Below are 13,157 nucleotides of genomic sequence, written 5' to 3' on the forward strand. Positions count from 1 at the left end.
TTGATAACAAAACCCTATTTTTTGCCAGAGAAACCGGCTTTTTGAAAGCGAAGGGTTAAAAGAGCAATTGCAATAAAACGCTGCCTAAGACGTTAATGATGTTACCGCCGCCGCCGGTGTTGCCAGAGGCTCTTGCTTGATAGGCTTCAATTTGTTTGACTAGCATTTCTGAGGTTTGAGTGCCGTTGGGGTTGTTTTGGGCGGTGTAGAGGGTGCCGGCATATTGAGCATCTTGGAGTGCGCCGGTATAGTCGCCCATTTCTGCGCGGGAGGCAGAACGACCGAGGTAAGCGGGGGCAAAATCGGGTTTGATGGTGAGGGCTTCGTTAAAATAGGCGATGGCTCCGGGGTAATTTTTGCGTTTTCCTTCTTCCATACCCCACTGGTAGAGGTTTTCGAGTCTGCCTTGGTATTCACCGAGGCCGGTGGTGCCTCGGACGCTTGCACCGGCCAAGATGACGTTGGTGGTGTCTGCACCCTCTAACATTGCATCCCTGAGATCGGCTCCCGTGAGGTTTGCGCCGCGTAAATTAGCTCCTGATAAGTTTGCCCCGTATAAACTGGCATTTCGCAAGTCGGCACCGGAAAGATCGGCTCCGCTGAGGTCAGCACGGCTGAGATTGGCGCGGTTTAGATTTGCACCGGCCAAGTTTGAGCCGGCTAAGTTGGCAAGAACCAAGCCGGCGCCGCTGAGTTCACATTTTTGGCACTGTTTTGTGGCAAGTAGCTGTCGGGTGTGGTCGAGGTTTTCCGCGCTGGCAACAGGGGCAAAAAGTGAGCCGCAGAGCAGCACTACACTGGCTAGGATTCTCGCTTTGATCATGGCTTTTAACACTGGTGAGGTGCGAGGCTATTTTCTACAGCACTTACGCAGGTAAGGTCAAAAACCCGGTTTTTACGTCTCTATCGATACGGAAACGATCCACTATTTTTAAGATAAACCGGGTTTTGTTGCGTAAGTCTTCTTTTAGCTATCTTAAGCGATTATGCCGGTGTAGCGCTAGCACTTATGGGGTTTTTGGGGCTGGGTTTTGCAGTTCGGTGATGCGGTTCATGGCATCTTGGTAATCTTGGGTTTTGCCTTGTTTTTTATAAATGTCGGCGGCTTTTTGAAAATCGGCAATGGCTTCGGTAGATTGTTCGAGGGCGGCGTGGGCTAGTCCTCGGTTGTAATAGGCGTTGGCGTTTTCACCATCGAGTTTTAAAGCTTGGTTATAATCTTCAATGGCTTTGGGGTAGTTTTTCAATTCTGCATAGACGGTGCCTCGATTGTTGTAGGCAAAGGTGTTGTCTGGGGCGATGCGAATGGCGGTGGTATAGTCTTCGATGGCTTTGTCATTTTCTTCTAGCAAATCAAAGGCTAAACCTCGAAAGTAGTGGGTTTCGGGGTTATTTGGTTGAATTTTGAGGCTTTCGTTAAAGTCGGTAATGGCGCCTTGAAAATCTTGGCGTTCCATTTTTTGCAAGCCTTGGTTAAATAAATCGACTGCTTTGGGTGAAGTTTCGGTGGCGGGGGTGTTTTGGGCAAGGCTTAGTGGGGTACTTTGGGCTATGGCTGGGACGGCTGCCCCGCCTAAGAGAGTGGCAAGGCTGAAGATGGCGAGGCTTTTGTTAATTCGGTTCATTGGTTTACCTGAAATGTGACAATTCAGCACAAAGGGTGCTTCCAAAACTATCTACTAGGAACGCCTTCCTCACCGGCCCTGTTCCTGAATTTATTTGCGGGGTTTGGACTGGTATGAGTGGCTGCTATTCAGGCTAACATTTTTGCTTCGTGGGCTTCTCTTGCCGCCCAGCCCTCTCGAAGAAAGGGCGGTAAGGCGAATCTCTCCCCTTGTAAAAAGAGGCGTTTAGGGGAGAGCAGTTTTAGGTGCGTGCAGTGGGTTGGGGTTGGGGTAAGCTCGGCCTCGGTTGGTATGGCATGGGGAGATATTGAACGCTTGGCCGGCCTCCTTGCGGTTGCGGATATAAATCCATCAGTTTATAAATAGACATCGGCAATCCTACGGTGATTGGTAGGCCGAGTTGTTTTGCTTCTTCTACGGTAATTGGACAGTCGTGAGTGATTTGGCCGGTGGTGAGGGTGTCAATAATACGGTCGATGTTTTCGGGGTTGATTTTTTGTTTGGGAAAGTTATCTTCTAACAAGGTGCGAACAAATCGCTGGACTTGTTTGATGGCTTTGCCAGATAAGTCTGCCATGATCAATGTTTGGTCGTCTATTTCGCCGATGGGTTTTTTTTCTACGACTTTGAGAATGCTGGCGGCGGCAAAGTTACCAAGTTGCGGATCAACCGGCCCTAAAACAGCGTTTTCATCCATGATAATTTCATCGGCTGCTAGGGCCAGCATTGTACCTCCACTCATGGCATAGTGAGGTACATAAACGGTGACTTTTGCTTTGTGACGTATTAGGGCGCGAGCGATTTGTTCGGTAGCGAGAACTAAACCGCCAGGGGTATGCAATATTAAATCAATTGGTACGTCGGGCGGTGTCAGACGTATGGCTCGCAAAACTTCTTCTGAGTCTTCGATGCTGATATACCTAGAAACCGGTATGCCTAAAAGATTGATTGATTCTTGGCGGTGAATTAATAAGATGACGCGGCTGTTTTTCTGCTGTTCAAATTCTCTGAGGGTTTGAATGCGGCGCATTGCAACCATTCGTTTTTGCCAGGCCGGTTGAAGCGAAGCAAAGGCAAGAAATACCCAAAAAAGGTCAAAAAAACTAAAGGACATAGAGATATTTGTTGATGGCTAGATTTCTTTTAATTTTGCCTTTTTCAATGGGTTAACTCATCCACCTTTAGGACGATCCAAAGGATGAAATAGGGTCTGATGGAGGCGAAAATTTAACCTAAAAATCTCTTTAATGGCTGAGGAAAGTGCAGGTGAATATAAAGCCGGGGACGGTTTAAGTAAAAATCCTAGCAACCTTTGCAAAAACTCGGAAACTTAAAAAGCATTGGCAGTTTGAGTACATCTTAAAGAAAAATGCAGCCAACGATAGCTGCATCTTTCCTAAACTTTGGTAGGAGTTTTTTTGTTTTTTTTGGGCTTAGGGCGTTTGAGGTTATATTTAAGGCGGTAGCGGACAGCTTCGTGAACAACTTTATAGGAAGCGTCTATACCGCATTCTTGGTTTAGCCACATTTTAATCTCGCCGTAACTTTCAAAAGAGGGAGTTTCTTGCAGGCGTTTTTGCAAACGATCCATGATTTCTTTAGGGATGGCCGGTTTTCTGCCTTGGCTTTTTTTGACTTCTAGCAAACCGTCCAGGCCGTCGCTTCTGTATTTTTGTAACCAGCGTTGCAGGGTGACACGATTTCTACCTAGGGCCACTGCTAATTCTTGCACGGTTTTGACTTGCCCAATTTTGAGCAGGTAAAGTGCTTGGACTCGTTCTTTTCCTTGGGCGGTTTTTTGTTGGTTGAGCAGGGTTTTCAGGTGTTCGCGGGTTTCTGTGATATTGAGGTTGAGAACTCCGGTCATGCTAGTTATTAGTTGAGATTGCTTTATTTTATGATGCACTAAAATAGTGATTTTGATTGAATTGTTTTGAGAAATTCTATAAAAACTCCAATTCGTGCCGTTTGGGAATGTATAGTTTTGTTAATAAAATCTAACTCTGCATCGCGATAATAATCTCTCACCCACCGGCGCTACAAGGCGAGGCGACAAGAGGCGAAGGGATAAACAATAGTTTTGCCGCCTCTATCAAGTAGGGGAAGAAGTTATGGGCTTTAGGTTTCAACGGGCGGGCGCCCTTGAACGGATAAACTAGGATCTATGAATTATTTAGACGTGCTTTTAAAATGGATGTCCTAGAGTTGAAATTTTTATTGGAGTTGTTGGGGGAGGCGGATTATCGGGCACCGGCCAGCAAAATTAAACCAAACCCCCAATCTAAAGCCAGCGAACGGGATAATATCTGCCGCCGGCTTTCTGAGCGTGATTTGGTGGGCTATAGTGTGGAAGTAACGCGGTTGGCTATTGCCCCTCCGGGTAAGTCTTTGTTGAAGTTGGAGATGGCGGGTTTGCCGGTGACGGCGGAAGAGTTGCTGGTTTTGCAAGCTTGTGCGAATGAGGAAATTTCGCCTACCCAAACCGGCATTGTTGCAGAACTTCAGCAGCCTGTTATTCAAGGTTTAGCTCAACGGGGTTTAATTCGGGCTGTTAAAACGCAAATTAATGAAATTTGGTTGACAGAACGCGGCCAAGAATTTTTGCTCAATGAATGTAACCCTACGGGAACAAGCCCAGTTATTAGTTTAAATGGTTTGGCAAATTATTTGCGTTTTTTTCGCAAAGCGTTACGGGATGTGGGTGTAGTTGAAAAAGCTGTAAGTAAGCTATCTCAAGGAAAAACTGCTGCCGAACTTATACTTAATGATGATGATATTTTGCAAATTATCCAAGATTTAGACCGGCAATTAGGAACGGATAATTATTTGCCGATTTTTCAGTTGCGGTCAAAATTGCAACCGCCTTTAACGCGGGATGAGTTGGATCGGGCGCTTTATCGTTTGCAACGAAATGACAAAATAGAATTGAGTTCTTTGCAAGAAGCTATTGCCTATAGTCAAGAACAAATTGAGGCCGGTATTGCTCAAGATGTCGGCGGGCCGCTATTTTTTATTATTGTAATTTAAGCGGTGGTGCTCTGCCCCTACCAGTCATCAATCAGTAATCATCCACTATCAATCACTAATTACCATGCCATCTATTGATCAAATCATCCAAAGAGAACCTAATCCTTTTGACACCGAAACTTTCTGGTCGGGGAATTTTTGGCAAGAACAACAAGACCCTAATTTAATGGTCGATTCTATTCACAAAGAGGCGATTGTTGAAATTGAAAATATCCTTGATTTAGTGGCGCAAGATAACCGGACTCGGACTTTAATGTTAGAAGGCGAAACCGGGTCAGGAAAAACGTATTTATTGGGAAGAATTAAACGCCAGCTAAACCCGAAAGCTTTTTTTGTTTATATTGAACCTTTCACCGCCAGTGATTATATTTGGCGGCATATTTTACGCTATACGGTGGATAGTTTGCTGGAAGTTCCCGAAGGCAAAGAAGATTCACAGTTGATGATTTGGTTAAAAGGGTTATCGGAGTTTAAACACCGCAGTATTATTGATATGATTCGCGGCGACCGGCAAGTATTTATTCGCAATTTACGCGAAGCTTATCCAGCCGGTATTTATAATGCGGCGGAGTTTTTTGGGGTGTTGTATGATTTAACAAATCCAAAATTAGCCAGTCTTGCTTGTGAGTGGTTGCGTGGCGATGATTTGGATGAGGAAAATTTAAAACTGTTGAAAGTGCAGCACTCAATTGATACTGAAGATGCAGCCCAAAAAATCATTGCAAATTTTGGCAGAATTGCTGAAGAAACTCAGCCGATAGTGTTGTGTTTTGACCAATTAGATAACATTGCGCGGTTAAGTGATGGGACGATTGATTTGCAAACGTTGTTTAGTGCTAATTCGGTTATTCATAACCAAAAGCTAAAGAATTTTTTGGTGATAATTAGCATTATTACAGATACTTGGCGGCAAAACTCGCATCGCATTCAACCAACGGATAAGGATAGATTAGATACGGTGCTTCAATTAAAGCAAGTTTCGCTGGATCAAGCGGAAGCTTTGTGGAAATATCGGCTTTCTATTCTCCACCGCAACGCCTTGTCATTGCCTGATTCTGCGCTTTATCCTTTGGAGAGAGATAAATTAGAAGAAAAGTTTCCAGGGGGGAAAACAAAGCCGCGAAATGTGCTGATTTTAGGCCGGCAACTTTATCAAGATTATAAGGTTAATTTGGTGGGTTCGGAACTTTCCCACGTCGAAGAAAAGACGGTTGAGGAAGAGAAAAAACCGGTGCCGGTGGTAGAAAAAACTTTTGACCCCATTGCTGCTTTTAAGTTGGTGTGGTTGCGGAAGTTTACACAAACTCAACAGCGAGTAACTCGTGTGCGGCAATTTTCTTCGCCGGAATTAATTCAAATGTTAGCTGAGGCGCTTTCGGCGTTGGAAATAGCGGCGGTGGAGATGCGGTTTTTACCAAATCGAATTTATGCAAATTATTCCTTAAGTTACCAAATGCCAGAAAACGGCGAACGGGTGGCGGTAGTGTGGAGTGAGGATCAAAATTTGACGAAGTTTTGTAATTTTATGAAAGTTTGTCAGGAGGCAATTGAGCAGAATTTGTGTCAAGTTTTGCAGTTAATTCGCTTTGAGGGTGTGGGGAATCCGCATAATTTGGGGTATCGAATTTATAATGATATTTTTGAAGATTCGCCGCACAATCATTTTATGCCGGATGTGTCTTCTGTGCAGTATTTAGTGACGTATCATAGTTTGGTTAATGATGCGTATTCGGGGGATTTGGTTGTGGGAGAAGCGACACCGGATATTAAGGAGTTGGAGACGTTGATAAGAGAGTCGCAGGTGTTGCGGGGTTGTACTTTGTTGCAAGATTTGGGGGTAGTACCGGCCTTTGTAATTAGTGACGATAATAAGGATGAATGGCAACCCATTGAGGAGTTTTTGTTAAATCGGGTAATTAATCAGCAGTGTTTGGCAAGACAGCGTTTATTGCAGGAAACTTTGCATCAGTTTTCTTATGTGAGTGAGGGGCAAGTGAATCAGTTAATTGATCATTTGTGTGGCGATAATCAAAAAGTGAGAATTCTTGATTCTGGTGCAAAAATTGAGGATCAATTAGTCTATTTAGTGAGAGTTTAATAATTAGTAGGAGGTAGGAGGGTGTTGTCAATTTATCAAGTGATCCAGAGAGAAATGAATCCTTTTGACTCAACAACTTTTAGGCCGGGAAATTTTTGGCAGGAACAGCAAGATGTTAATTTGACGGTGGATTCTATTCATCAAGATGTTGTCAGGGATATTGAGGCTCTTTTGGCACAGGTAGCTGCGGATAATCGCACTCGGACTTTGTTGTTAGCGGGGGATTCTGGGGCGGGGAAAAGTTATTTGTTGGGCCGGCTTAAAAGGCTTTTAAATTCACGGGCTTTTTTTGCTTATATTGGCCCTTGGCCTGATAGTGAGTATATCTGGCGCCATACGTTGCGAAATACGGTTGATAGTTTGATGTATGTGCCGGAAAATCAACAGGAATCTCAGCTTTTGTTGTGGTTAAAAAGTTTATCAACTTTTGAAAATAAGGGGTTGATGGAGCAGTTGTGGGGTGAGCGAAATTTGTTTATCCATAATTGTAAAAAGGCGTTTCCGAGAGGGATTTATAATGCTTCCGAGTTTTTTGGGGTGCTTTATGATTTGACAAATTCTGAACTTTATCCGCTTGCTTGTGAGTGGTTAAAAGGTGATGATTTGGATGAGGATAATTTGAGGTTATTGCAGGTTAAGCGGTCGATTGATAGTGAGGAGACGGCGCGGAAAATTTTGTCTAATTTCGGCATAATTTCGGCGGCGACTCAGCCGATAGTTTTGTGTTTTGATAATTTGGATAATATTGATCGGGCGCTGGATGGGTTTATTAATTTGCAAGCTTTGTTTAATGTAAATTCAATTATCCATAATCAGAAATTAAAGAATTTTTTTGTGATTATTAGTATAGTTACGAATACTTGGAAACAAAATTCTAAGCGGATTCAGCCGGCAGATTTGGCGCGGTTGGATATGCAAATCAGGTTGCAGCCCATTAGTTTGAATCAGGCTGAGGCGCTTTGGGAAAATCGGCTTTTTTCCTTACACCGGCAAGCGGATAAAGAACCAGTTTCTAAGATTTTTCCGTTAAACCGGCAACAACTAGAAGAGAAGTTTCCGGGGGGAAAAACACGCCCGCGTTATGTGTTGATGTTGGGCCGGCAGTTGTTTCAAGATTTGAAGAATCGCGGGATTGATGGGTTAATTGAAGCTGAAAATAATGCTACTGCCGGCACACCTGATCCGTTGGCGGCGTTTCAGTTGTTGTGGTTAAAAGAGTTTGGAAAAATGCAGGAAAAAGTAACAAGATTACGTTATTTTTCTGCACCAGAATTAATGCAAATGTTGCGGGAAGCAATGGGGGCTTTGCAAGTGCCGGCTATTCAGCCGAAGTTGTTACCTAGTCCAACTTATGCGAGTTATTCTTTGAGTTATCATTTGCCGGTGCAGTTGGGAAGGGTGGGTGTTGTTTGGACGGAAGAACCGAATTTAAATAGTTTTTTTCATTTGATGAAAGCTTGTGAGAAAACTGTGAAGCGAAATTTGTGTCAAACGTTGGTTTTAATTCGTGGGGAATGGGTGGGAAATTCGGGTAATCAAGGTTATCGAATTTATCGCAGTATTTTTTCTGGAAGTCGTCATAAACATTTGATTCCTGATTTAGCTTCGCTGCATTATTTGGCGACTTATCATAGTTTGGTAAATGCTGCTTGTGCGGGGGAATTGGTGATTGGGGATTTAACGCCTAGTTTGGCAGATTTGGAGGGGTTTGTGAGGAAATCTAGGGTGTTTCAGGAGTGTTTGTTGTTGCAGGCTTTGGGAGTGTTTGAGGGGGCTATGCCGGTGGCGGGAAGTCGTCAAAGAACGGCTGATTTTTCGGTGCGTAATTTAACTGAGGCTTTTGGAGAGGTGAAGGAGTTTTTGTTAAATTTGATGAAAACTCAGCAGATGATGGGGAGACAGGTTTTGATTGAAAATGCTGTTTCTCAGTTTCCTTTGGTTGAGGGTGTTGAGGTGTCGCGTTTGATTGATAAGTTATGTGAGGAAAGGGTGATTTTTATTTTAGATCCTGCGGTTTCTAGTCAGGCGCAGTTGGTGTGTTTGGTGAGGAAATAATGCGGCGGGTTAATGCGACGGGTTAATGCGATGGGTTAATGCGACGGGTTAATGCGACGGGTTAATGCGACGGGTTAATGCGACGGGTTAATGCGACGGGTTAAAACCCGCCGCTACACGAATAAAACCCCTTCGGGGTTATGAGAATTTTGTACATAGTCCGTTAGGACTTTTTTCTTGTAGACGCTCTTTAACCGGTGGCTTTTTTCGTGTTTACATCCGGTTTTAACCGGCGGCTTTTTGCTGCAAAAGTTCAATTAACTGTAGCTTATTCATTCCCGAATAGCCCTTTAGCTTGAGTTTTTTTGCCTCTGCTTTTAGCTTTGTAAGCGTCATATTTTCATAGCCTGTATCTTTTATCTCCGCTGGCTTAATGGGTGGTTTCGGCTCAATAACCGGCTTTTCTTTCTCTTCAAAAAGCGCCGTTAATAACTCATCTTTGAAAGAGCTAAACTTCCTCTCTACAGCAGATTCTAGCTTCTCACTCAAAGAGTTTTCCAAACGTTCTATTAACTGTTTCAGCGATGCAGATTCCAACCCCACCGGCTGAACTTCTGCCGGCGCTTCAACAATTGCCGGTTTATCTTCAACAATTGCCGGTGCCACAACCAAAGCCGGCTTATCATCAACTACAGCCGGTTTATCCACCCCAGAAAAACCTAGCAAAACCTGCATTTCTTCTCTTAAAGCCGCCGCCTGCTCATCCGTCAAATCAAACACCCAAACCCACAACCGACTAATCCCTAATTCCTTAGCAACAAAACACCAATCCTCCCCATAAACTACCTCGTATTCTTCATCCTTATAAGCCTCAGATCGACGCACAATAATCGTCGCTAAATTTCCACCTTGTGCCTGCAAACTTTTTTCAATAGCCAGCCGCCTCTCTGGTGTAATTTCTGGCAAAAAACCGGGCCGAATAGCAATTAAATCCGTATCCAATTGACCGTGATTAATCGCTTTTGGAAGCAATCTTTTAATAAGAGCATTTTGACCTTCTGCAAAATCCACTTCTCCTACTCCATCTATTTACAAACTTTCATCAAATGCCGTGCCAAATTCATATAAGCATTCCAAGCATTCTCAGCCATTTGCTTATCTCCACTCGGCAAACTATTATCAAATTCAGCATAACAAAGCGGATATCCCTTATCCGGCGTTTGTGCAACCACCTTTAACTGTGGAATCCACGTTTTCTCATCAAATAATCTGATATTTTCAGCCCCCCGAATACTACTCAAAATTTTATTGATTTTATTCGTCATAATTGCCTGAACGCTTGTTGTCCGTGTATCGTACATACTCACAGCAATTCCCAAAATTGGTAAAGGTTCCTCCCTTAACTGCCCCACAGCCAAAGCGCGAGCAATCACATACTCCAAAGCTCGCACAGGATAAGGTGCTAAATGAGTAGGAACCAAAATTCCAGCAGATGCCATTAAAGCAATGGTGTTTGCTTTACCAAAAGAGGGCGGCGGATCAATTAATATAAAATCATAATCATCCTTATAATTTTTCAGCTTTCGGCTCAAAACTCGGTCAACATCCACTGTCTGAATTAGCGTCGCCTCCATGTCACTTAAACGAATATGAGAAGGCACAATATCTAACTCAATTTCTCCCCAATTTTTCTTAATAATTGTATCCGGTAGTTGCGTTTTAGTCTCCGTCAATAAATGACTAATATCTTTTTTCCCTTGGAACTCCACATCAACCAACGGATCAATCCCTACCCCCATCGTCAAATTTGCTTGCGCGTCAATATCAATCAACAAAACCTTTTTTCCTAACTTATTCAGCGCCGCCGCTAAATTAATCGTCGTCGTAGTTTTACCCACACCGCCTTTATTATTGAAAACCGTAATAATCATGCCTTGTCTCTCCTTTAAACTATCTTCCAAACTTGTACTCGTCATCACAACCGGCCCATTTCCAGACTGAGAATCATCCGAAGCTTTCTCCTCAAACATCCCCAGCATATCCTTATTACCAAACGCCTTAGAAATCAACTCCCCAAACTTAACCCTAACTAACTGTTGCCTTTTATAGCAAGCCTCAATCACCTTTAAACAAGTTGCCTTACAAAGCAACCGTAAAAAAAGCTTAGAATCCGCCACAAGTTCAGCCTGGGAATACTCAGCAATCACCTCCACATTGCCATCATAATGATAAAAAATACGAAAGTCATAACCATTTGTCAAAAGCCCTAAAATCGCTCCCGACTTCCGCAGATAAGTATTCAATTGCCAGCCATTATGAGTAAGTTTTTTACTCGGTGCCTTCGCCTCAATCACCAAATAGGGAGGATAAATTAAAGCCGCCTCTTTCGGATGAACTAAAAAATCAATCTTTCCCCTATTCAATGGAAATTGAGCCTGCCAGTCTTCATCACTATATCCCAAAATTTTTAACAAGGGAATAATGACTTGACGCTCCACATCCGCCTCACTACAGCGAAGCGTAATAGCTGCAAATAGCTCAGATAAACTACAATCGGCCAAATCATTCATGCTAATAAAACCAAGGAAAACCGCAAGAATTCCTCAGCCCTCGCTAATGCTCCCCTCATTCGGGATTTAAGGTGATTGCAATAACTATACCCCACACGCCCCACTAAACTCTAAATTTTTATATAAATTTTGTGTGAAGAAATCCCAACTAATTCGGCACAATTATTCTCTCATCACAAAATAAAAAAAACCTTAAATTTGAAGAGGGCGGTTAGTTAGAAAAAGACCAAAATTAAAGACTTATACTTAAAAAAAGCAAAAAAATAACCCCCATAGGGGGTTTCGTTTCGTGTAGCCACCGGCATTAACCAGTAGCATAATATTGCAGAAAATAACTTAACCTTGCTTCTTCAAAAGCCCCGAAAAAGCACTCTTAATATTATCAACAGCATCTTGAATAAAACCTCCTGGCCCCGGTGCCGGCTTAACAGCAACCTGAACCGGCTCATCAGCAAAATCAGCACCCTTTAAACGATAACCATACTCCAAATTATTCTGATTCTTTTTCAAAACCGGAAACAACCGAAAAGCACCCTGTAACAAATCATCCTCATTCTCAAAAATAGCCCGATTAATCATAGTAGAACGATTCACCGCCAAAGAACCAATCGGAAACCAATTCTTCTTATCCTTAACCCGCACAAAAACACTAAACTCCGGCAAACCATCCGCCTTCATATTCTCATACTTCTTACCGGCCTCAGCCCGCTTTCCAGCATTCTTACTTACCTTCTTTGCTGGCTGAACCTTCCCGAACCCCCTTTGTGTAGCCATCTTGCATAACTCCTAAACGTCTTTTACAAAAGTTTACAATATTTTCATAAAAAAGCGAACCCCTCACATAGCCAAGCATTTCGCAATCCCCACACCCACAACAGCGTCATAACCCCAACAAAGCGATCTACATCACACCCACCCCCCCACAAGATCACCCCAAAACCGATCATCCCATCACCACCAAACCCCCAAAACATCACACATACAGCCAACAAAGATCACCCAAAAAACCCCAAAAAACCCCCATACTGCAAACATCAAAAAACAAAACAACAAAAACCAAAAAAACAGGAGCCATGCTTAGCATTCGTGAACTCGTCAAAGAAGCACTCCAAACCGGCATCCTCACCCTAGAAGCCGAAAAAGAACTGCGCCAACTCCTCAGCACAAAATACGACCTCCAAGACCTCCACGCCTTAATGACCCTGCAACACGGCGCCATATCAGGCAGAGTCCGCCAGCAATCCCGCCAACAACTCACCTACTCCCAAACCTAAAAACCCACCCCTGTGATCTCGATCAGATCACCCCATCCAAACAGTCACAAAAAAACCCCAAAAAGCATCACCCAAAAACCCCAAAAACATCACCCAAAAACCCCAAAAGCATCACCAGAAAAGCAATATCACATCACTCACCAAACAGAAAAAAAGCCCCATACTGCTGAAGACGCACACAAAATAAAACCAAAGCAGTATCATGGGACGCATAGAAGAAATCATCAATCAAGCCATAACCATCGGCCAGCTTAGCCCAGAAGCCGAACAACAACTAAAACAACACCTAGCAACCCAAACCGACCCCCAAGACCTCTTTGCCTTCATGCTACTACAGCACGCCTTCATCTCCGGTCGCGTTAGGCAAACCAGACAACAACTCCAGCCCAACCAAACAAAAAAACCCCCAAACAACACCTCCGAATAACCAAAACTCATTTCTAAAAACTCATTTTTCAAAACTCAAGAACCAGGATATGCGTCCCACTCCCTACTTAACCATTGGTCAAAACTCAGATCAAATAAATCTGCCATTTTTGACCACCATATCAAAGCAGCCAGACCCTAA

12 protein-coding genes are annotated in these 13,157 nt (G+C 43.4%); 5 read left to right on the forward strand and 7 right to left on the reverse strand.

Annotated features, from left to right (window positions below; all coding sequences use genetic code 11):
- Positions 1-55: 55 nt before the first annotated feature.
- The 4 genes from NG798_RS09805 to NG798_RS09820 form a co-directional block, all read right to left on the reverse strand.
- A complete protein-coding gene (locus NG798_RS09805; protein WP_261222332.1) occupies positions 56-823 on the reverse strand; it encodes a pentapeptide repeat-containing protein in 768 nt (255 codons plus the stop codon).
- A gap of 184 nt (positions 824-1,007) precedes the next feature.
- Positions 1,008-1,625, reverse strand: a complete 618-nt coding sequence (locus NG798_RS09810) for a tetratricopeptide repeat protein (RefSeq protein WP_261222333.1) — start codon at positions 1,623-1,625, stop codon at positions 1,008-1,010.
- A 241-nt stretch (positions 1,626-1,866) separates the two neighbouring features.
- Positions 1,867-2,739: an ATP-dependent Clp protease proteolytic subunit gene (locus tag NG798_RS09815; RefSeq protein WP_261222334.1), complete on the reverse strand. Its 873-nt coding sequence runs from the start codon at positions 2,737-2,739 to the stop codon at positions 1,867-1,869.
- A gap of 282 nt (positions 2,740-3,021) precedes the next feature.
- A complete protein-coding gene (locus tag NG798_RS09820; RefSeq protein WP_261222335.1) occupies positions 3,022-3,492 on the reverse strand; it encodes a helix-turn-helix domain-containing protein in 471 nt (156 codons plus the stop codon).
- Positions 3,493-3,815: 323 nt separating this feature from the next.
- Here NG798_RS09820 and NG798_RS09825 point away from each other — a divergent pair, with 323 nt between their 5' ends.
- From NG798_RS09825 to NG798_RS09835, 3 genes are all read left to right on the forward strand, one after another.
- The gene (locus NG798_RS09825) at positions 3,816-4,652 is read left to right on the forward strand and encodes a hypothetical protein (RefSeq protein ID WP_261222336.1); all 837 of its coding nucleotides are present in this window, start codon (positions 3,816-3,818) and stop codon (positions 4,650-4,652) included.
- Positions 4,653-4,716: 64 nt separating this feature from the next.
- Positions 4,717-6,750, forward strand: coding sequence for an ATP-binding protein (locus NG798_RS09830; protein WP_261222337.1), 2,034 nt, complete (start codon positions 4,717-4,719; stop codon positions 6,748-6,750).
- 54 nt (positions 6,751-6,804) lie between these two features.
- On the forward strand, positions 6,805-8,805 hold the full coding sequence (locus NG798_RS09835; RefSeq protein WP_261222338.1) for an ATP-binding protein: 2,001 nt from the start codon (positions 6,805-6,807) through the stop codon (positions 8,803-8,805).
- Positions 8,806-9,030: 225 nt separating this feature from the next.
- Here NG798_RS09835 and NG798_RS27990 read toward each other — a convergent pair whose 3' ends face one another.
- The 3 genes from NG798_RS27990 to NG798_RS09850 all read right to left on the reverse strand — a co-directional run bounded on the left by NG798_RS27990 (position 9,031) and on the right by NG798_RS09850 (position 12,089).
- Entirely contained in the window at positions 9,031-9,816 is a 786-nt protein-coding gene (locus NG798_RS27990; RefSeq protein WP_261222339.1) for a Rho termination factor N-terminal domain-containing protein, read from the reverse strand.
- Between the two features lie 14 nt (positions 9,817-9,830).
- The gene (locus tag NG798_RS09845; protein ID WP_261222340.1) at positions 9,831-11,315 is read right to left on the reverse strand and encodes an AAA family ATPase; all 1,485 of its coding nucleotides are present in this window, start codon (positions 11,313-11,315) and stop codon (positions 9,831-9,833) included.
- A gap of 336 nt (positions 11,316-11,651) precedes the next feature.
- Positions 11,652-12,089: an HHL1-like protein gene (locus NG798_RS09850; RefSeq protein ID WP_261222341.1), complete on the reverse strand. Its 438-nt coding sequence runs from the start codon at positions 12,087-12,089 to the stop codon at positions 11,652-11,654.
- Between the two features lie 299 nt (positions 12,090-12,388).
- On the opposite strand from NG798_RS09850, the gene NG798_RS09855 reads away from it, so the two are divergent.
- Positions 12,389-12,589 carry a hypothetical protein gene (locus NG798_RS09855; protein ID WP_261222342.1) on the forward strand — a complete coding sequence of 67 codons (201 nt, stop codon included), beginning with the start codon at positions 12,389-12,391 and terminating at the stop codon, positions 12,587-12,589.
- Positions 12,590-12,791: 202 nt separating this feature from the next.
- A complete protein-coding gene (locus NG798_RS09860) occupies positions 12,792-13,016 on the forward strand; it encodes a hypothetical protein (protein WP_261222343.1) in 225 nt (74 codons plus the stop codon).
- Positions 13,017-13,157: the final 141 nt, after the last annotated feature.

Source organism: Ancylothrix sp. D3o (genome assembly GCF_025370775.1).
Taxonomy (GTDB): domain Bacteria; phylum Cyanobacteriota; class Cyanobacteriia; order Cyanobacteriales; family Oscillatoriaceae; genus Ancylothrix.

Bases quoted from the DNA above. Each gene is read 5' to 3' on its own strand.
- NG798_RS09805 (WP_261222332.1), bottom strand. From the start codon at position 823: ATGATCAAAGCGAGAATCCTAGCCAGTGTAGTGCTGCTCTGCGGCTCA.
- NG798_RS09810 (WP_261222333.1), bottom strand. From the start codon at position 1,625: ATGAACCGAATTAACAAAAGCCTCGCCATCTTCAGCCTTGCCACTCTC.
- NG798_RS09815 (WP_261222334.1), bottom strand. From the start codon at position 2,739: ATGTCCTTTAGTTTTTTTGACCTTTTTTGGGTATTTCTTGCCTTTGCT.
- NG798_RS09820 (WP_261222335.1), bottom strand. From the start codon at position 3,492: ATGACCGGAGTTCTCAACCTCAATATCACAGAAACCCGCGAACACCTG.
- NG798_RS09825 (WP_261222336.1), top strand. From the start codon at position 3,816: ATGGATGTCCTAGAGTTGAAATTTTTATTGGAGTTGTTGGGGGAGGCG.
- NG798_RS09830 (WP_261222337.1), top strand. From the start codon at position 4,717: ATGCCATCTATTGATCAAATCATCCAAAGAGAACCTAATCCTTTTGAC.
- NG798_RS09835 (WP_261222338.1), top strand. From the start codon at position 6,805: ATGAATCCTTTTGACTCAACAACTTTTAGGCCGGGAAATTTTTGGCAG.
- NG798_RS09845 (WP_261222340.1), bottom strand. From the start codon at position 11,315: ATGAATGATTTGGCCGATTGTAGTTTATCTGAGCTATTTGCAGCTATT.
- NG798_RS09850 (WP_261222341.1), bottom strand. From the start codon at position 12,089: ATGGCTACACAAAGGGGGTTCGGGAAGGTTCAGCCAGCAAAGAAGGTA.
- NG798_RS09855 (WP_261222342.1), top strand. From the start codon at position 12,389: ATGCTTAGCATTCGTGAACTCGTCAAAGAAGCACTCCAAACCGGCATC.
- NG798_RS09860 (WP_261222343.1), top strand. From the start codon at position 12,792: ATGGGACGCATAGAAGAAATCATCAATCAAGCCATAACCATCGGCCAG.